Below are 19047 nucleotides of genomic sequence, written 5' to 3'. Positions count from 1 at the left end.
CTCTTGTTAGCCTGGATGGCGTAGATGTGGCTTGGCGCTGATCTTCTTTCAGACACTTTGCGCAGAATTGTTGTTGCTTCGCACTCAATTGGTATCAGTGCTGGTTTGATTCATGCCAAAAGAGATACAGCCAAGCAGTTTTACAAGGTGTGCTGAGTTTATAGAATATCCACAAGATAGCCGGACATTATTTCTTCCGATAGAAACGGTAATTGCTGCTTTGGATTAAAGGCAGAGGGCAAGCTAAAAGTTAGCTTGCTTCCCCTCAGGCTAGCTAATCGTATTGTCAGCCTTCAGGCACTTATATCCGTCTCAATCGTTGTCTGGCTGATATTCGCTGACTGCTGCTGGCTGGCTGCGCCATGGCGGGAAAGCACGTCATTCAACGGCATGGGTTTGTTCAGGTAGAAACCCTGCGCATAGGCGACGCCCATTTCTTTCAGGCAATCCAGGGTTGCCTGGTCTTCGACGTATTCGGCAATGGTCTTGATTTCCATGGATTGCGCTACGCTCTGGATGGCTTTGGCCATGGCCAAGTCCACTTTGCTGCTGGTGATGTCTCTTACGTAGGCGCCATCCATTTTGAGGAAGTCTACCGGCAGGTGTTTCAGGTAGCTGAATGAGGACATGCCGCTGCCAAAATCATCCAGCATGAAGCGGACACCCATTTGCTTAAGCTCGTTGATCAGTTTGATGGTGTTGTCGATATTGATAATGGCTGAGGTTTCGGTCACTTCAAAACAGACATGGCCGGGGGGGATCTGGTAGGTGGTGAAGCAGTTTTTAATGTATGGCAGCAAGCTGGCATCGCCCAGTGACATGCCGGACAGGTTGATGCTGACGATAAACGGCTGGGCGCTGGCAGGCTGTGCTTTAAATAGCGGTTGCAGTGCCATAAAGGCGTGCTGGATAACCCAGCGGTCTATTTTGGTCATCAAATGATAACGTTCTGCAGACGGCAGGAACTCGGCCGGTGGAATAATGCCGCCATGTTCATCGCGTTTGCGGATCAGTATTTCGTAGAAAGGCGGCAGATCTTTCTGCTGCAAGGGGAAAATGCCCTGGCAGTACAAAACGAAGTCGTTGTGTTCTATGGCTTCGTTAATGCGTGATACCCACTCCATTTCGACGTGGCGCTTGAGCAACACATCATCTTCGGAATGGAACAGGTGAATCTGGTTGCGGCCATTGTCTTTGGCGACATAGCAGGCTGCGTCTGCATGGCGGGTAATCTGGCCGACATCTTTCAGGTCGGGGGTGATTTCGACAACGCCGATACTGATGCCGGTCTGGAACAGGCGGTCTTCGTGCATGAAGCGGAAGGCCTCTACCATCTGGCGTAACTGCGCGGCAATTTCAATGGCTTTTTCAACCTGGCAATAGCTGAGCAGCAGGCCGAATTCGTCGCCGCCCAATCGGGCAAAGGTATCTTCGGCGCGGATGCGCTGGCTCAGGATCATGCTGATCTGCCGCAGCATTTCATCGCCGGCCAGATGGCCACAGGTATCGTTAATGACACGGAACTGGTCGAGGTCCATGTAACAGAATACATGGTTGGCCCGGTGTTGTTTCACGTCTTCCAGTGCCTGTTGCAGCCGTCTTTCCAGTTCCTGGCGGTTGACCAGGCCGGTCAAGGCATCATGGCGGGCCTGGTAGCGCAGTTGTGCCTGGGCGTCCTGGATGCGGTGGCGCATGTCGGCTTCCACATGCTGCATTTCCCGCGAAATTTCATTGATGGTGGTTTGCAGCGATTTGATCTCCGGCAGGCTGTTTCTGACCTGGCCGACTGGCTGCTCACCCACGACAAAGCGCTTCAGGGCCGAGGTCATTTCGCGGATAGGCTGGCTGATGGAACGGCTGACCCAATATACCAGGATAGCGCAAATCATCAGTGCCAGCGTGATATAGCCGACATTCCTGATAAATGCCTGTCTGTGGTCTTCAATCAATGCCGCTTTATCAATGGCGACAAATACGAAGCCAAGCAGGGCATGTTTGGGTTCGGTGGTGAATACCCTGACCATGGTGACGTCATGCGTGGCTTGTTGCATGACCATGGTGTCCTGTTGCGGTAGCGTGTCGCTGACAGCAAAAGAGGCACCCAGCCTGGCCAGCGGATGTTGCTCTGCATTGGCAATCATCAGTGAGAGGTAAGGTTCGCGCTCCAGTTGGCTGGCTTTGAGCAGGCGTTCTATATAGGGCCTGTCATGCAACGCTGACTGGTCATGAACCACGGCAGATAGAAACTTTGCCGTTGTCAGGGCATGCTGGCCGAGCTTGTCTTCTTCGCGTTGCAGTTGTGCCTTGAAATCAAACAGCAGCAGGGTACAAGAGAGTGCGAATACCGGCCCGATCACAAATAACAGTAATCTGGACTGGATATTGAGGTTCTGGAAAAAATGCATGGTGCCAGGCAATCGGTTTAATTCAAAGCAAGTAACAATGGTGTGCTTACATCATGATAAAAGACGGTTGCTGATGTCATGACATCCCCCCGGATTTCGTGTATAAGTCCAAAAATCTTAGCAGCGATAAAGTGTTTATACCCGGTGCAGTCATCACCGGAAAATTGTAAAAATAGTGTATTGGTTTTTGCATGATACAGCAAATTTATATCACAGATTATTTGTCAGATGCGGCCGCCCAATCCGCGGCGGTGATAGAGGCGCTGACAGCGCAATGCCCGCTGCTATTGCAGGCTGACTGGCAAGTCATGCCTGTCGCCCCTCTGACTGCCTTGTTCCAGGTATTGCAGGGCACGGAACCGGCGGCTATTTCGCCCGTCTCTGCCGTACTGCGCGCACGGCAGGCCTGGGTAGCGCCACCGGCGTTATGCCTGTTGCCTGTGCATCTTAACCTGCAGCGGGACACGTTTTCGCTACAGGGCACGGTGCCGCTACCGGCGCATATTTACGCCTGGCTCACAGACAGGCTGCAGCAGCATTTTGCGCAGGACTTTATTGTGCATGCGGCTCCTGAACAGCGTTTCTGGTGGATACAGCCATTGCATCCCGTGGACGTGCAGTGCCGCTGGCCGCAGGACTGTTTATATCAACAGGCCATGCAATGGCAGCCGCAAGGTAAAGATGCGGCCCTGATACGGCAATGGAGCAATGAAATACAGATGCTGCTGCACCAGCTTGCCAGTGCAGCGGAGGTGCCAGATTGGCCGTTGACATTAAACAGCCTGTGGTTTGCCAGTGTGCCGGAGCTCCCGCTATGGCAGCATGAGCGGCAGGTGGCAGGGACTGGTGCCGTGTTTGACGGGTTACGGGCCTGCCAGTTGCCCGGCCTGGTAACCCGCCCGCTGGCGGATGTGGTGGCTGATAAAACAGTCAGGCATGCCCTGATGGTCGCTGACCAGCTGCAGGACGTGGACTGGGCCGCGCTGGCCACTGCCATGCAGCATGGGCGGCTGCCTGCACTGGAGATTGTGCTGCCTTTTGTCGAGCGTAGTGTACGGGTGCGATACCGCAGGCGCGCTCGCTGGCAGTTCTGGCGTAAAGCGCAATCTTTACCCGTATTGCTGCAACAACTGGAATCCTCATTGCCATCGGCCAGGTTGCCGGCAGCCACTTAGTTGACACAGAACCAAGATGAAAATTCAGCAACGACCTTATTCCGATACTTCCTTCCAGGCCTTGCAGGCGCAAGGCCTGCCTGATTTGCTGGCGCGCCTGCTGGCCTCCAGGACAGTCTCGCCGGATGACTGGGCCTTGCAGGAAATGCCGCATCTGCTGAAGCCACAGGCAATGACGGGTTGCACCGAAATGGCCGCCTTGCTGGCGGATGCGATACAGGCGCACAAGCGCATCCTGATTATCGGCGACTATGATGCGGATGGCGCAACGGCGACCAGTGTTGCCATGCGTGGCTTAACCATGATGGGGGCGAATGTCGATTTCCTGGTACCTAACCGGTTTGAATATGGCTATGGCCTGACCCCGGAAATTGTGGCGCTGGCGTCACAGCAGCAACCCGACGTGATTCTGACCGTGGATAATGGCATCGCCAGTATTGATGGCGTGCAGGCTGCCAAAACGCTGGGCATGCAGGTGCTGATTACTGACCACCATCTTCCCGCCGAACAGACCCCGGCAGCTGATTGCATCGTCAACCCCAACCAGCGTGGCTGTACTTTCCCCAGCAAGCACCTGGCTGGCGTAGGGGTGATATTTTATGTGCTGATCGCTTTGCGTGCAGAACTCAAGCAGCGCGGAATACTGGCAGATGAAGCCGTACACCTGGGCAGCCTGCTGGACCTGGTGGCACTGGGCACGGTAGCTGATCTGGTCAAGCTGGATGCCAATAACCGCATCCTGGTGCAGCAGGGGCTGAAGCGCATACGCCAGGGCCAGGCCTGTCCGGGGATACTGGCTATCCTCCAGCTGGCCGGGCGCGATGCGAGCCAGGTCAACGCCCAGGACCTGGGGTTTTATGTCGGCCCGCGCCTGAACGCTGCCGGCCGGCTGGATGATATGACCATAGGCATACGCTGCCTGTTGGCAACCACGCCACAGGAAGCCATGCAATATGCGCAGCAACTGCATGTACTGAATGCCGAACGCAAGCAGATCGAAGCGGAAATGCAGTGGGATGCCATGGCAGACCTGACGCAGGATTTTCATGAGGGACAGTACACCATCAGCGTGTTCCAGCCGGACTGGCACCAGGGCGTGATCGGTATCCTGGCCTCGCGTATCAAGGAGCAGTTTCACCGGCCGGTCATTGCATTTGCTGAGGCAGGTGACGGGTTGATCAAAGGCTCCGGCCGCTCGATTGCCGGTTTGCACCTGCGGGATGCATTAGACATGGTGACCAAGCTGCAACCGGATTTGATCCTCAAGTTTGGTGGCCATGCCATGGCGGCAGGACTGAGTATCCGGGCTGACGATTTCCCGCGCTTCCAGCAGGTTTTTGAGCAGGTGGTGCAACAGCTGATTGACGCAGAAACCCTGCAGGAGGTGCTGGAAACCGATGGTGCGCTGGCCGTGCAGGAGATGACTTTGCAGACCGCAGAAATGCTGGGGCACCAGGTGTGGGGCCAGGGATTCCCGCCACCGTTGTTTTATGACGCGTTTGAAGTCGTGCAGCAGCGCGTGCTGGGGGAAAAACATCTCAAGCTGCGCCTGCAAAAACAGGGCCAGCAATTTGAAGCCATTTACTTCCGGCATGCGGACTTATTGCCCAGCCAGGTCACGCTGGCTTATGCGTTGCAGGTCAATGAATTCAATGGTGCCAGGAACCTGCAATTACAGGTGATACACGCTGAGAGCACCTGAGCGAGATAAGTGGCATCAGACGCAGGCATCTGGCGGATTTAGCTTTAGGGCGAATGCCTTAATTACGGTAAAATACAGCCTTCATTCAAGAGGTTAAGCATGGCCCGTCCGTTTAAAACACCCAAAACTGCATCGCCAATCCGTCCACCACGCCCAGCCAAGGTGCGTACTCCTGAGGCGGCAGACCATGTGGAGGGAGCAGAAACGCCAGCTGAGTCCCGCAGCGGCCAGCGTTTGCACAAATTGCTGGCCTTGGCCGGGTTCGGTTCCCGTCGTGATATGGAAACGCTGGTGGCCAGTGGCCGCATCACCGTTAACGGGCAGGTGGCCCAGGTAGGGGCAGTGGTAGACGAGTACGATATCGTGCGGCTGGATAGCCGTATCCTGCACCTGCCGTTTGAAGCCGAACTGCCACAGATTTTGTTATACCACAAACCGGAAGGCGAGATTGTCAGCCAGGATGATCCGGAAGGCAGGGCCACGGTTTTTGATAAATTGCCACGCATCAAGCAGGGCAAATGGCTGGCGATTGGCCGCCTGGATATGAATACCAGTGGCCTGTTGATTTTCACTAATTCGGGTGAGCTGGCTAACCGTTTTATGCATCCGCGCTATGAAGTCGAGCGTGAGTATGCCGTGCGTATCCTGGGCGAATTGACCGAAGACCAGATGGCACAACTCAAGCATGGTATTGAGCTGGAAGATGGGCCGGCCAACTTTGAAAGTATTTTTGCGCAAGGGGGCGAAGGCGCCAACAAGTGGTACCAGGTGGTGATCAAGGAAGGCCGTAACCGCGAAGTGCGCCGCTTGTTTGAGGCTTTTCATTTGCCGGTGAGCCGCCTGATGCGCGTGCGTTTTGGCCCGATTAACCTGCCACCGCGTTTGAAGCGCGGCACGATGCTGAAACTGGAGCAAAAGCAGGTTGTCGGTCTGCTGGAGTGGGCCGGGTTGCCTGTACCGCGCAAACCGCTGAAACAGCTTAGTCCGCGTGAAAAAGATCATGCCACACGGGTATTCGTACCCAAGGTGCGCAAACAGCGCCGTAGCTTGCTGGAAACCGCCAACGCGACGGCTGATACCGAGCGCCCGGCGCGTCCGGCACCTAAACAATCACGCCGTATTCGCCAGGATGCCGATTTGAAACAGGCTTCACGCGAGAATGCACGTATGAATTCCGGCGCTAAGAAACGCAGTGACCGTAACCGGGGGCGCGGATAAACGCTGGACTGCATGCTAATAGCCAATCGCTGATTCTATGCGCTGGTATTGTTCATCCTGTGTTTATCATAGAAAGCTGACTGGATGACCGTCACGCCATCATCTGATGCCATGATCACCAGCCGTTATCCGCGCGTGCTGTCTATTGCCGGTTCGGATAGCAGCGGTGGTGCCGGGATACAGGCTGATCTCAAGACCTTTTCTGCGCTGGGCTGTTATGGCATGACTGCCATCACCGCTTTGACGGCGCAGAATACGCAAGGGGTACGGGCCATTCATAGTGTGCCAGCTGCCATGTTGCGCGACCAGATTGATGCCGTGGTGGAAGATATTGGTGTCGATGCGGTCAAGATTGGCATGCTGCATTCGCCGGAAATGGTGACCACGGTGGCTGAAGCACTCGATGCTCATGGGCTGAAACAAGTGGTGCTGGATCCGGTCATGGTGGCGGCCAATGGTGCCAAACTGATTTCCGATGAGGCGATCTCTGTACTGGTAAGCGAGTTGTTTCCACGTGCCCTGGTGGTGACGCCCAACCTGGATGAGGCTGCCTTGCTGTTAGGCCGCGCCCTGACAGAAACCGAGGAGCTGGCGCTGGCAGCAGAAGAATTGCTTCAGCAAGGCGCGCAGGCTGTTTTGCTCAAAGGCGGGCATTTGCCCGGGCATGAAGTGGTGGATATCCTGGTTCAGTCTAACAGTAGCGGCCAGGCCAATGCGTTGCAAAGATTACATTCTTTACGTATTTCTACGCATAACCTGCACGGCACTGGTTGCACACTCTCATCCGCCATTGCTGCCCATCTTGCGTTGGGTTCCAGCCTGCCGGATGCGGTACTGGCCGCCAGGGCTTATGTCCGTTCTGCTTTGCATGCTGGCTCCAATGTCAGGACAGGCGAGGGCGTGGGCCCGTTGAATCATGGTTTTGCACCGCAAGCCATGAAAGTCTGGCAAACCTGAGATTCTGTTTCTGGCGGCCGTTTATTCAGCGTGCAAGCCAGCTTCCAGCAAATCTTCCTTCGTCAGCATAAATACAAACTGGTCGCCACCACTGGTATCCAGCCATGTGAATGGCAAGTCAGGATAGGCCTCGTGCAAGGCGTCACGGTTATGACCGATTTCCACGACTAATATACCGCCGTCATTCAGGTATTCGGTGGCCTGGGTCAGCAAGGTATGGGTATGATCCAGCCCGGCAATGCCACTGCCCAAAGCCAGTTGCGGTTCCTTGCGGTATTCTGCTGGCAACTCCGCCATGCTGGGCGCATCGACATAAGGAGGATTGCTGATAATCACATCATATTTACGGCCCTTGAGTGCCGTGAACATATCGGATTGTACAGCCTGGACCTGATGTTCCAGGCCATAGCGTCCTATATTGATATTGCAGACATCAATGGCATCCGGTGAAATATCGACCACATCAATGTGTGCATTCGGGAAAGCCTCGGCCAGCAATACCCCCAGGCAGCCGGAACCGGTACAAATGTCGGCAGCGGATTCCACCATTTCAGGAAACTCTACCCAGGGCTGCAAACCGTTTTCCAGTAGTTCGGCGATAAATGAGCGCGGCACGATCACGCGCTCATCGACGTAAAACTTATAACCACGCAACCAGGCTTCATTGACCAGGTAAGCCGTGGGCGTATGTTCGGTCACGCGTTTTTCAATCAGGGTTGCCAGGTGCTGGCTTTCTTCAGTCGTGAGCCTGGCATCGAGGAAATTTTCCAGCGTGTCATGCGGCAGATGCAGGGTGCTCATCACCAGCCAGACGGCTTCGTCATAGCTGTTGTCCGTGCCATGGCCGTAGAAAATATCCGAGTTTTCAAAGCGGCTGACCGCATAACGCAGCCAGTCGCGGATGGTATGTAAAGTGTGCGTCATATTATTTTAATAACAATAATTCCATGGTGCGCTTGTAGGTTTCTTTCAACGGCTCGATATCGGCCACTGCTACGCATTCATTGAGTTTGTGGATGGTAGCGTTCAATGGCCCGAATTCAATGACTTCCTTGCAGATATCGGCAATAAAGCGGCCATCGGAAGTGCCGCCGGTGGTGGAAAGTTCCGGGCTAATGCCATAGCTCTTTTCAATGGCCTGGCTGATGGCTTCAACTAGCTTGCCGCGTGGCGTGATGTACGACTGGTTATGATCCCACTCCAGCACATAATCCAGGGCATGTTTGTCCAGGATGGCGTGTACACGCGAGCGCAGGCTGGCTTCTGAACTGCCCTGACCATCGACTTCCGGGCAGTAGCGGAAGTTAAACAGAATCTCCACTTCACCAGGCACGACATTGGTTGCACCTGTGCCGCCATTCATATTGGAAATCTGCCAGGAAGTGGGCGGGAAATATTCATTACCGTTATCCCAGGTTGTTTCAACCATATCCTTGATCGCGGGCGCCACCAGGTGGATCGGGTTCTTGACCAGGTGCGGGTAGGCGATATGACCCTGTATGCCTCTGACTGTGAGTGCGCCGGACAAGGAACCACGGCGGCCGTTTTTAATCATGTCACCGACAAATTTGTTGCTGGTCGGTTCGCCGACGATGCAGTAATCAAAGGTCTCGCCGCGTGCTTGCAGCGCTTCCACCACTTTGACCGTCCCTTCGACGGCAATGCCTTCTTCATCGGAGGTGATCAGCAGGCCAATCGAGCCAGGGTGATCCGGGTTCTCGGCGATAAATTCTTCGATGCTGGTGATAAATGCTGCCAACGAGGTTTTCATATCCGCCGCACCACGGGCATACAGCATGCCGTCTTTAATGGTCGGTTCAAATGGTGGCGTATGCCATTGATCCAGCGGGCCGGTGGGCACCACGTCGGTATGACCGGCAAAGACGATCAGCGGGCCGCTGGTGCCGCGACGTGCGTAAAAATTATCCACTTCGCCGAACCGCATGCGCTCAATCTTGAAGCCCAGGGGTTCCAGGCGGGCAATCATGGCTTCCTGGCAATCCGCATCTTCCGGGGTCAGTGAGCGGCGTTTGAGTAAATCAATGGCAAGTTCCAGTGTTTTTGACATGATGGTTATTCTTTGGCAAACAGGTTGGCATAATCGGTTTCATTAAAACCGAGCGCGAGAATCCGGTCGTGATCGACCAGCACAGGCCGTTTGATGACCGAGGTTTTTTCCTGCATCAGTGCCAGTGCGCTGGATGCATCGACCACGGCGTTTTTTTCGGCGTCGCCCAGGTTACGCCAGGTCATGCCACTGCGGTTGACCAGTTTTTCCCACGGTTGCTGTGTTAACCATGATTGGCCGGTAGGCGTATCCAGTCCCAGTTTCTTGAAATCGTGGAATTCATAAGCGATAGCGTGCTGTTCCAGCCAGGCGCGTGCTTTCTTGACGGTACTGCAGTTGGGAATGCCGTAAAGTTTCATGACAACTATTCACTCTTGATTCAAAGAAACATTTTACCAGCCAGCGCCGGAGGTGTTGCAATTTATTGGGGAAATCTGTGCCGGCGAGCGCTGGCAGGATTAAAACAGGCTGGGAGTGGGGGATTTCAGTTGCAATTGGCTGAAGGCATCAAACAGGAATTGTTGCTCCACCGGCCGTGAAAACAGGTAGCCTTGCATCTGGTCGCAGCCTACGCTGGTGAGGGCCCTGCGCTGGTCTTCTTCTTCCACACCTTCCGCCACCACATTCAATCCCAGCGCATGCGCCAGTTTGACCATGGCTTCCACAATCGCCAATGCCGGTGCCGAAGTCGCTACATGCCTGGTGAGCGATCTGTCCAGCTTCACTTCGTTGACCTCAAGGTCCTGCAGGTGCGTAAGGTTGACAGGATGCAGGCCAAAGTCATCCAGCGAGATTTTCAGGCCCTGCTGGCTAAAGTCACGCAATGTTTCCTTAAACGGGATTTGCGGGTGCGTCACATTGGTGGCGGAGACTTCGAGAATCAGGTTGCGGGCGTCTACCTGGTGTGCTTCCAGGATGGACTGGATATGCATGCCCAGCTGCTTGTTCCTGAATTGCTGGCTGGATAAATTGACGGAAATATTCAAGTCTATGCCGCGCGCCCTGGCCTGGCTGATGGTATGGCAGGTCTGCGAGATCACCCAGGCATTGATTTCTTCTATCATGCCAAACCGTTCGGCGGCCTCGATGAAACTGGTCGGCGAGAGCAGGCCGCGGCTGGGGTGCTGCCAGCGCAACAGGGCTTCGGCGCCATATACCAGGCGGGTCATGGCATCCACCTTGGGCTGGAACAGCAGCCTGAATTCCTGTTCGGTAATGGCTTTTTTCAGTTCAATGCGGGTTTGCTGCATTTCATCGGAGGCCTGTTCAATTTCGGCATCAAAGAAACGGTACTGGTTCTTGCCGTTTTCCTTGGCTTTGTACATGGCCGCATCCGCGTTCAGTTTCAGTTTTTTCAGGTTGCCATCCTGCGGATACATGGCAATACCGATAGAACATGAAATTTCAATAACGTGGTTTTCAATCACAAAGGTGGTACGCAAGGCATCAATGATGCGCTGGATGACCGCGACTACGCTCTGGTGGCTTTCGATTTCACTCAGGATGGCAATAAATTCGTCGCCGCCTGCGCGGGCTACATAGTCACAATTGCGGATGGCATTGCTGATGCGTTTGGCCACTTCAATCAGTAGCAGGTCACCAATGTGGTGGCCAAACTGGTCATTCACCGGTTTGAAGTGATCCAGGTCAATATACGCCAGCGCCAGCGATTCGCCGTTGCGGTCACAGCGTTTGGCATTGATGGCCAGGTGCTGGTTCAAGGCGTCGCGGTTAGGCAGATGGGTGAGCGGGTCGTAGGCCATGAGCCTTTTACTGGCCGTTTGCGTGTTGCGGAAAGTCAGCTTGCTTTGGGTGATATCGACATTGCGCTCGTAGAAAATAACCAGGATAAACGAGGTGATGAATAGCAGCACAGGTGCCAGTGTCAGCAGCAGGACCAGGTAATTGCCTGTCTGGTCGCTGGGCTGGCCGATAAATATATTGTTGTGCAATATACTCAGGTTGATGGCGGTATGCGAGGCAAGAAAGCCCAGCGCGATTTCCACCGAAAACATCATTTTCAGGCGTCGCAAGGCCTTACCTTCATAGCTCTTGATCCAGAGCATGGTCACAATTGCCAGCGCGGAGGTGAGGCAGGCCAGGAAAAAGGCGAACAATGCGGTCCAGCTATCTATGCGGAGATTGATGGCACCGGCGCTGACTTGGTACAGGTAGGAGAGCAGGTAAGCACTGAGGCCAGCGGTGACAGAGGCATAGATCAGTTCGCGCAACGGCAGTGTTTTCTTGTTGACGGTGCCCAGAAGCGACAGTGAGAGGATATAGGCGCAAAGCAGGCTGCCGGTAAGCTCGACCGGATGTTGCGCTATTCTGGGAATATTGTCAGCGGCGGTCTGGTAACCGCAATGCAAGAGAAAAATACCGAGTGCGACCAGTAGCGCGTTTTTCCGGAGCAGGCTGACGTGCTGTTTGGCTGTGACCTTGCGCAAGCGGTCAACCAGGCCAAATGAAAAATGGCAGCCGGCCACACTGAGTGTGAACAGTAACAGAGTCAATATTTGCGTGGTTGTCATAAGTAATTGCACTATTTATTGTGTTTGGTGTGGCACTACTACGATGAATTACTGGTATTGCTTGTGACTGCTTAACTGCGAATAACTATTTCTCCATGCTTATATTTTGAATCGCCAGGGTATGGCGGGAATCACTGTTATATCGGACGGCTTTACCCCTAACTTGAGCCGTCGTGATGGCAGCGATTCCTGCCAGGTGATGCGTTAAATGCCGCGCAACAATTCGTTGATGCCGACTTTACCCAAAGTCTTGGCATCGACTTTCTTCACAATCACGGCGCAGTACAGGCTGTATTTGCCATCGCTGGAGGGCAGGTTGCCAGATACGACGACGGAGCCTGCCGGTACGCGGCCATAGTGCACTTCGCCGGTTTCACGGTCGTAGATTTTGGTGGATTGACCGATGTATACGCCCATGGAAATCACGGAATTGTCTTCCACCACCACACCTTCCACCACTTCGGAACGCGCGCCAATGAAGCAGTTGTCACCGATAATGGTCGGGCCGGCCTGTACCGGTTCCAGCACGCCGCCAATGCCTACGCCACCGGACAAGTGTACGTTTTTACCGATCTGGGCACAGGAGCCAACGGTGGCCCATGTATCTACCATGCTACCTTCGCCGACATAGGCGCCGATGTTGACGTAGGACGGCATCAGCACCGTGTTTTTGGCAATAAAGGAACCTTTGCGCACGATGGCGTTAGGCACTACGCGGAAACCGCCCGCCTTGAAATCCTCTTCCGTGTAGTTGGCGAATTTGGGGTCCACTTTATCAAAGTAGCGAGTCACGCCATCATCCATCAGGTAGTTATCTTTCAGGCGGAAAGACAGCAGCACGGCTTTCTTGAGCCACTGGTGGGTTTCCCATTGCTGCGTATCACCAATGCGGCTCGCCACGCGCAGTTTGCCCGCATCCAGGTCATCCAGGATGGAGGCAACAGTTTGCTTGATCTCTGCCGGTGCATTGGCAGGCGTAATGTTGGCGCGGTCTTCAAAAGCCGCTTCAATGATGCTTTGACGTGGATCCATGATATCTCTACTTGATTGAATAAGAGTAAAACCCGAAATTTTAACCTAATTTCGGGTTTTTGGAACCAAAACCGCCCGTATGATGGGCGTAGGGCGGTTATTTGGCTTTGAGGGCAGCCTGATAAAGCGGCATGACTTTGGGCATCATGGCTTGCAAATCCGCGATACGGCTTTGATCAGACGGGTGGGTACTCAGGATTTCAGGTGGCTTGGAGCCGCCGAGCGCGCCCATTTTATTCCAGAGGGAAATGGCAGCCTGCGGATTGTAAGCGGCGCGTGCTGCCAGTTCCAGGCCGATTTCGTCCGCTTCATGTTCGGCAGTCCGGCTATTGGGCAGCGTGAGCGCCACCGAGGCGACCGTACCGCCCAGTGCCAGCGCCGTATTGGCGTTATCGGCATTGTTGGTAGCGACGCCAACGACTGCAGCCAGGCCCAGCAAGCCGTACTGCTGTACCTTGGCACGTGACATTTGTTCACGCACATGTTCACGCAGTGCATGGGAGATCTCATGACCCATCACGGCCGCCAGTTCATCATCTGTCGGCTTGATTTTCTCAAGCAAGCCGGTATAGACCATGATTTTGCCACCGGCCATGCAATAGGCATTCACCTCTTCGCTTTCCATGACATTGATTTCCCATTTCCACTTCAGTGCGTCCGGGCGGAAGCTACCGACCTGTGCAATCAGGCGGTTGGCAATATTGCGTACGCGCTGGGTTTCCTTGCTATCGGTATTGAGGGTTTTCTTGCCCTGGGCTTCCTTGATGGTTTGCTGGTAGGCCAGGGCCGACTGTTCTTCCGCTTCTTTCTCGGAGACCAGTCCTACATATTGTTTACGTTCCACACCTACGGCTCCGGCCTGGGTGGTGCTGGTGGTCGCGCAGCCGGATAATTGCAGCAGGCTGGCGGTCACCAGCGTGAAAAGTATCGTTTTTTTCATCATGGTGTTTTCTCTCACTTGAATGCCAATAGAAGTGGCAAACCCTCGTATGGGTTTATTTTAACGCGTGTGTGCAGGTTTTGTCGTTTCTTCTGCCGGTAAACCATGGAAGAACCGGCTTAGATTTTTACCTGTGAGCCCAATTCAACCACGCGGTTAGGTGGTAATTTGAACTGGTTGGTAATGGTCTCGGCGGTCCGGAACAAGCCAATAAAAATCTTTTTGCGCCAGAATGCCATGCCAGGCTTGTCTGACACAATCAGGCTTTCCTTACCGACAAAGAAAGAGGTATCCATGGGATCCAGTGCCAGGCCCTGGGCAGCCGTCAGCACCAGGTCACGCGGCAGATCCGGCTCATCCATATAGCCATAACGCAGGGTGACTCGGTAAAACCCGTAGGGCAGGGTTTCGACGGTAAGGCGTTCTTCCTGGCTGGTATACGGGTAATCCTCAAAACGTACGGTCAGGATGATGACGCTGTCATGCAAGACTTTGTTGTGCTTGAGATTGTGCAGCAGTGCATGTGGTACGCCATCCGGGTTGGGCGTCATGAATACGCCGGCACCGCTGACACGGGCAGGCGGGTGCATGCCTATGGCCTGGATAAACGGCACCAGTTCCATGGATTCCGACTTCAGCGTGTTGTAGAGCATTGCCCGCCCGGTTTTCCAGGTGCGCATCAGGGTGAAAATAATCAGGCCCATCAGCAATGGTACCCAGCCGCCATCCGGTATTTTCAGGATATTCGCGGTAAAGAAGGAGAGATCAATCACTAGGAACAAAGTAATCAGGCAGGCCGTTCTGCGCTTGCTCCAGCCCCACAGGTGATGGAACACCACAGCCGCCAGCAAAGTGGTAATCACCATGTCACCGGTGACGGCGATACCATAGGCTGCGGCCAGGTCACCGGAGCTGCCAAACACGATCACCAGTCCCATCACGGCCACCATCAGGCCCCAGTTGACGCGTGGCATATACACTTGCCCCTCGGTTTTCTCGGAGGTGTGTGCGACATGCATGCGCGGGATAAAGCCGAGTTGCAGTGCCTGGCGCGAGACCGAAAAGGCACCGGTAATCACGGCTTGTGAAGCGATTACGGTCGCCAGGGTAGCCAGGATAATCAGCGGGAACAGCGCCCAGTCAGGTGCCAGGTGGTAAAACGGGTTCTGGATGGATTCAGGTTCGGCCAGGATCAGTGCCCCTTGGCCGAAGTAATTGAAAATCAGGGCTGGCAAGACGAACAGGAACCAGGCCAGGCGTATCGGTTTGCGGCCAAAATGCCCCATATCCGCGTACAGCGCTTCCGCCCCGGTCACGGCCAGCACAACTGCACCTAAGGCAATAAAGGCAATTTTCGGCTGGGTAGTGAAAAACAGGATGGCATAAAACGGGTTGAGGGCAGCGAGAATTTCAGGGTGATGCGTGATATTGAGGATACCCAGAATGCCAAGGATGGAGAACCAGGTCAGCATGATGGGGCCGAAAAACGCACCCATGACGGCGGTGCCCTTGCTTTGTGCCCAGAACAGCAGGAACAGCACGCACAAGGTAATTGGCACTATCCATTGATCAAGCTGTGGCGCGGCCACTTCCAGGCCTTCGACGGCTGATAGCACTGAAATGGCCGGGGTAATCATGCCGTCGGCGTAGAACATACAGGCACCGATAATGCCCAGCAGCATGATGTGCTTGCGCTGGTCAGGATCGCCGCCGGCATAACGGCTGGCCAGTGACAGCAGGGCCATGATGCCGCCTTCGCCGCGGTTGTCTGCGCGCATGATAAACGCGACATATTTAAATGACACGATCAGCAGCAGCGCCCAGGTAATCATGGACAGGATGCCGTAAACGTTATCCTGGTTGAGCAATAGCGGATGATGCCCGACCGCAAATATTTCCTTCATGGTGTAGAGCGGGCTGGTCCCGATATCACCGAAGACGACACCGAGGGCGGCAAGTGCCATGGTATGGAGTGCCGCGGGCTGACTTTTTGTATGGTCCATTGTGTGAACGACTGAAAGCAAACTTGGATTATCGGCGCATTATACGTGACTTGCGCAGGGACTTGCGTCCAAATCCGGCATGCTGCCTGCGGTAGACGCTATGAAAGGCGTAAAAAAGTATTAATGGCCGGGTTTGGAGGCCTTGGTCACCGTGACCTCTGCCATGCCTCGATGCAGGGTCAGCCGCAATGTTTCCTGCGGCGCCAGTTGCCCGGCATCGGTGACTGCATGGCCATCGGCCTGCTGCACAATGGCATAGCCACGTGCCAGCACCTGGTGCGGGTTCAGTTGCTGCAGGCTGCTTGCCAGCTGTTCCAGTCGGCGGCCATGGGCATTGAGGATATGCTGCATGGATAACTGCAAACGGTGTTGCCATTGCTGCAGGGCTTGTTTCTGTTGCTGCAGTTGCTGTGCCGGGGAAACCAGCCTGCGCGATAAATAATCCAGGGTTTGTGCCTGTGTTTGCAGCAGGGACTGCATGGTACGCATCAGCCGCAACTGCCATTGGCTTACCTGCTGGCGCAAATGCGATTGGTCAGGGCAGGCCAGTTCTGCTGCTGCGGTTGGCGTGGCCGCGCGCAGGTCGGCGACAAAATCGGCAATGGTAAAGTCGGTTTCATGGCCGACACCGCTGATGGTCGGCAAGGGGCAGGCGACAATGGCGCGGGCGACGATTTCTTCATTGAAAGACCATAAGTCTTCAATGCTGCCACCCCCACGGCAGATCAGCAGCGTATCGACTTCCCGGCGCTTGCTGGCCTGCCGGATGGCCTGTGCAATCAGTTCCGCCGAGCCTTTGCCCTGTACCGGCGTAGGGTAAATAATCACGCGGATACCAGGGTAGCGCCGGCGTAATGCCGTCAGCACATCGCGCAGGGCTGCTGCATCGGGCGAGGTCACAATGCCAATCCGCTGGGGTTCGGCAGGAATGGGTTTTTTACGCGCCTGGTCGAACAGGCCTTCTGCCTGCAAGCGCTGTTTCAGTTGTTCGTAGGCTTCATACAGCCGCCCCATGCCTGCTGGTTGCAGGTATTCCAGCGTGAGCTGGAAATCGCCGCGTGCTTCATACAGTGTGACGGTGGCCCGCGCTTCGATCAGGTCGCCTTCACGCGGCATGCGCTCTACCAGGCTGTTGCGCCCCTTGAACATCACGCAACGCACCTGCGCCTGCGCATCTTTCAGTGAAAAATACCAGTGGCCACTGGCAGCACGGGTGAAGTTGGAAATTTCCCCGCTGACCCAGAACAGGGGGAAGCTGGTTTCCAGTAATTCCTTGGCCAGGCGGTTGAGGTCGCTGACACTCAACATTTTCGGGAACGATGTATCAGGGCGCGCTATCATATTGCGCATTATCCATTACAATTTCGGCTTGATAAAGTTAAGATTCATCCAGCTTGCAATTCATACAGGACAGGAGATAAAACAATGTGTCAGTGGTTTAAAGGGCGGAGCGGTTATATATTGGGTTTTCTGGCTTGTTTCGGCATCGTTGCCCTGGCGTTGGCGATCCAGGTGCACTACCACCTGGAGCCGTGCCCCTTGTGTATTTCGCAGCGCATCATTTTCATGAGCCTGGGCTTGCTGTTTTTAATTCATGCCTTTATCCCGGCCAGGTCCTGGTTAGGCAGCGGCCTGGCGCTGGTCGAAGTGTTGACGGCGCTGGGCGGGGCAGGCGTTGCCATCCGTCACTGGTGGCTGCAGGTACACAAGGATGACATCATTGCCGATTGCGGTGTCGGTTTCGATTATATGTTTGAAACCTTCCCGCTGAAAAAGGCACTGACGCTGGTGTTCAGGGGGACAGGCGATTGTGCTGCGATTGACTGGACCTTTCTGGGCCTGACCTTGCCGCAACTGGGCCTGATCAGTTTTCTGCTGTTTGGCCTGTATGCGTTCTTTCTGTGGCGCGCCCGCCGCTGCACGCGCTGACTGTTTTCGAGTTCGTGGCGTTTAAGCCGCGGATGATAAGGATGTGTTTCAGTCAGCCAGCATTGCCGACTGTTTGGTAATCACCTCATGCCATTCTTTAAACTGGCTGTCGCAGCGTTGTTCCGCCTGTTGCGATAGTGCAGTGTTCGGAGGGTTGGCCGCCCGTAACCTGGCAGTTTCGCGCTTGAGGCAACCCAGGTATTTGGCTTTGGCATAAATCTCTTCGGTTTGCATGCTGGCAATCGCCTGGTCTGCCTGGTTGAGGGACTGGCACAAGGGCGCTGATTCCTGGCGATAGCGGGGCATGTGGATCACGCTGGCGATATCCTGCCCGCGCTTGTGTATCCAGTTCTCCAGTATCTCGTTACCACAGTTTTCATCCTGGCATTGCATGACGCTTTTGAGCAGCCATGCCGCCTGTCGGGTCATGCGGTCTTCTGGAATGCCGCAGTTATGGATCACATCATGCGAACGTGACATATACAGCTTGTAGTTGGCACGCCAGCTCGCATGGCTGGCACAGGCCACCTTGTGCAAAGGATTGGTTTGCGCACAATTTTCCAGTGACCTGCTTTGCAGGCGCTCGGGTGCACGGTTGCCTGCTCGTTGGCAGGCCAGCGCAATGGCGCGGCCATAGGCCTGTGTCACTCCCCAGAAAGACAGTCTGGCCTGTGCAAATTCCGGGCTGCCATGTAATGCCGGGTTGGTTTGCCAGTCCAGCGTATCGGACGACAGGCTGGATTTGTGGAACACCACTTCCTGCTCGGTTTCCATGGAAAACTCACTGCACGATGCCTGTACGAATTTTGTCGCAACGGTGTCGTCATGGTCATCTGCCCTCAGCCTGAAACGGATGATGTCTTCCTGCTGGCCCACTTGCAGCGAGTCGAGATCGACCGCTACAGTCAGGAATTTCTCCCGTCCTTCTATCGTTTGCCACTGTTCGGCATATAAATGGGGGATGAATACCACTTGCAGGCAGGCAAGTGCAAAAACCACGGCAGAGCATCTGGACATCATGAGGTCAAAAGGTGATAGCGAAAAACAATGCCAGCAGTATACACAGGCTTGCAGGCTGGCATGCATA

At 54.7% G+C, this 19047-nt stretch carries 15 protein-coding genes; 5 read left to right on the top strand and 10 right to left on the bottom strand.

Annotated features, from left to right (window positions below; genetic code table 11):
• Window positions 1–293: 293 nt before the first annotated feature.
• The gene (locus tag BLP53_RS02460; protein ID WP_091469366.1) at window positions 294–2405 is read right to left on the bottom strand and encodes a putative bifunctional diguanylate cyclase/phosphodiesterase; all 2112 of its coding nucleotides are present in this window, start codon (window positions 2403–2405) and stop codon (window positions 294–296) included.
• A 191-nt stretch (window positions 2406–2596) separates the two neighbouring features.
• Here BLP53_RS02460 and BLP53_RS02455 point away from each other — a divergent pair, with 191 nt between their 5' ends.
• From BLP53_RS02455 to thiD, 4 genes are all read left to right on the top strand, one after another.
• Complete coding sequence (locus tag BLP53_RS02455) at window positions 2597–3580, top strand: hypothetical protein (protein ID WP_091469362.1); 984 nt, start codon at window positions 2597–2599, stop codon at window positions 3578–3580.
• Window positions 3581–3596: 16 nt separating this feature from the next.
• A complete protein-coding gene (gene recJ, locus BLP53_RS02450) occupies window positions 3597–5282 on the top strand; it encodes a single-stranded-DNA-specific exonuclease RecJ (protein WP_091469359.1) in 1686 nt (561 codons plus the stop codon).
• 99 nt (window positions 5283–5381) lie between these two features.
• Window positions 5382–6500 carry a pseudouridine synthase gene (locus BLP53_RS02445; protein WP_091469356.1) on the top strand — a complete coding sequence of 373 codons (1119 nt, stop codon included), beginning with the start codon at window positions 5382–5384 and terminating at the stop codon, window positions 6498–6500.
• An 84-nt stretch (window positions 6501–6584) separates the two neighbouring features.
• Entirely contained in the window at window positions 6585–7457 is an 873-nt protein-coding gene (gene thiD, locus BLP53_RS02440) for a bifunctional hydroxymethylpyrimidine kinase/phosphomethylpyrimidine kinase (protein WP_091469352.1), read from the top strand.
• Window positions 7458–7478: 21 nt separating this feature from the next.
• On the opposite strand, the gene prmB is transcribed toward thiD, so the two are convergent.
• From prmB to xseA, 8 genes are all read right to left on the bottom strand, one after another.
• Complete coding sequence (gene prmB / locus BLP53_RS02435; protein WP_091469349.1) at window positions 7479–8381, bottom strand: 50S ribosomal protein L3 N(5)-glutamine methyltransferase; 903 nt, start codon at window positions 8379–8381, stop codon at window positions 7479–7481.
• A gap of 1 nt (window position 8382) precedes the next feature.
• On the bottom strand, window positions 8383–9525 hold the full coding sequence (gene dapE, locus BLP53_RS02430) for a succinyl-diaminopimelate desuccinylase (protein ID WP_091469346.1): 1143 nt from the start codon (window positions 9523–9525) through the stop codon (window positions 8383–8385).
• A 5-nt stretch (window positions 9526–9530) separates the two neighbouring features.
• Complete coding sequence (locus BLP53_RS02425) at window positions 9531–9884, bottom strand: ArsC family reductase (protein ID WP_091469343.1); 354 nt, start codon at window positions 9882–9884, stop codon at window positions 9531–9533.
• Between the two features lie 99 nt (window positions 9885–9983).
• The gene (locus tag BLP53_RS02420; RefSeq protein WP_245652590.1) at window positions 9984–12056 is read right to left on the bottom strand and encodes a putative bifunctional diguanylate cyclase/phosphodiesterase; all 2073 of its coding nucleotides are present in this window, start codon (window positions 12054–12056) and stop codon (window positions 9984–9986) included.
• A gap of 204 nt (window positions 12057–12260) precedes the next feature.
• Entirely contained in the window at window positions 12261–13088 is an 828-nt protein-coding gene (gene dapD / locus BLP53_RS02415) for a 2,3,4,5-tetrahydropyridine-2,6-dicarboxylate N-succinyltransferase (RefSeq protein WP_091469339.1), read from the bottom strand.
• Between the two features lie 97 nt (window positions 13089–13185).
• Window positions 13186–14028 carry a M48 family metallopeptidase gene (locus tag BLP53_RS02410; RefSeq protein WP_091470400.1) on the bottom strand — a complete coding sequence of 281 codons (843 nt, stop codon included), beginning with the start codon at window positions 14026–14028 and terminating at the stop codon, window positions 13186–13188.
• Window positions 14029–14147: 119 nt separating this feature from the next.
• A complete protein-coding gene (locus BLP53_RS02405; protein ID WP_091469335.1) occupies window positions 14148–16031 on the bottom strand; it encodes a potassium transporter Kup in 1884 nt (627 codons plus the stop codon).
• Between the two features lie 120 nt (window positions 16032–16151).
• Window positions 16152–17372 carry an exodeoxyribonuclease VII large subunit gene (xseA, locus tag BLP53_RS02400; RefSeq protein WP_425412886.1) on the bottom strand — a complete coding sequence of 407 codons (1221 nt, stop codon included), beginning with the start codon at window positions 17370–17372 and terminating at the stop codon, window positions 16152–16154.
• Window positions 17373–17456: 84 nt separating this feature from the next.
• On the opposite strand from xseA, the gene BLP53_RS02395 reads away from it, so the two are divergent.
• A complete protein-coding gene (locus BLP53_RS02395) occupies window positions 17457–17960 on the top strand; it encodes a disulfide bond formation protein B (RefSeq protein WP_091469329.1) in 504 nt (167 codons plus the stop codon).
• A gap of 48 nt (window positions 17961–18008) precedes the next feature.
• Here BLP53_RS02395 and BLP53_RS02390 read toward each other — a convergent pair whose 3' ends face one another.
• Complete coding sequence (locus BLP53_RS02390) at window positions 18009–18980, bottom strand: hypothetical protein (RefSeq protein ID WP_245652589.1); 972 nt, start codon at window positions 18978–18980, stop codon at window positions 18009–18011.
• Window positions 18981–19047 lie beyond the last annotated feature (67 nt).

It is taken from the genome of Methylophilus rhizosphaerae (assembly GCF_900100975.1).
In the GTDB taxonomy this organism is placed as follows: Bacteria; Pseudomonadota; Gammaproteobacteria; order Burkholderiales; family Methylophilaceae; genus Methylophilus; species Methylophilus rhizosphaerae.
This window is presented reverse-complemented; position numbering and strand designations above follow the sequence as displayed.

Excerpts from the sequence above, each read along its gene's own strand:
- BLP53_RS02455 (WP_091469362.1), top strand. The coding sequence starts at position 2,597 with ATGATACAGCAAATTTATATCACAGATTATTTGTCAGATGCGGCCGCC.
- thiD (WP_091469352.1), top strand. The coding sequence starts at position 6,585 with ATGACCGTCACGCCATCATCTGATGCCATGATCACCAGCCGTTATCCG.
- dapE (WP_091469346.1), bottom strand. The coding sequence starts at position 9,525 with ATGTCAAAAACACTGGAACTTGCCATTGATTTACTCAAACGCCGCTCA.
- dapD (WP_091469339.1), bottom strand. The coding sequence starts at position 13,088 with ATGGATCCACGTCAAAGCATCATTGAAGCGGCTTTTGAAGACCGCGCC.
- BLP53_RS02460 (WP_091469366.1), bottom strand. The coding sequence starts at position 2,405 with ATGCATTTTTTCCAGAACCTCAATATCCAGTCCAGATTACTGTTATTT.
- BLP53_RS02395 (WP_091469329.1), top strand. The coding sequence starts at position 17,457 with ATGTGTCAGTGGTTTAAAGGGCGGAGCGGTTATATATTGGGTTTTCTG.
- BLP53_RS02420 (WP_245652590.1), bottom strand. The coding sequence starts at position 12,056 with ATGACAACCACGCAAATATTGACTCTGTTACTGTTCACACTCAGTGTG.
- BLP53_RS02410 (WP_091470400.1), bottom strand. The coding sequence starts at position 14,028 with ATGAAAAAAACGATACTTTTCACGCTGGTGACCGCCAGCCTGCTGCAA.
- BLP53_RS02425 (WP_091469343.1), bottom strand. The coding sequence starts at position 9,884 with ATGAAACTTTACGGCATTCCCAACTGCAGTACCGTCAAGAAAGCACGC.
- recJ (WP_091469359.1), top strand. The coding sequence starts at position 3,597 with ATGAAAATTCAGCAACGACCTTATTCCGATACTTCCTTCCAGGCCTTG.
- BLP53_RS02445 (WP_091469356.1), top strand. The coding sequence starts at position 5,382 with ATGGCCCGTCCGTTTAAAACACCCAAAACTGCATCGCCAATCCGTCCA.
- xseA (WP_425412886.1), bottom strand. The coding sequence starts at position 17,372 with ATGATAGCGCGCCCTGATACATCGTTCCCGAAAATGTTGAGTGTCAGC.
- prmB (WP_091469349.1), bottom strand. The coding sequence starts at position 8,381 with ATGACGCACACTTTACATACCATCCGCGACTGGCTGCGTTATGCGGTC.
- BLP53_RS02405 (WP_091469335.1), bottom strand. The coding sequence starts at position 16,031 with ATGGACCATACAAAAAGTCAGCCCGCGGCACTCCATACCATGGCACTT.
- BLP53_RS02390 (WP_245652589.1), bottom strand. The coding sequence starts at position 18,980 with ATGATGTCCAGATGCTCTGCCGTGGTTTTTGCACTTGCCTGCCTGCAA.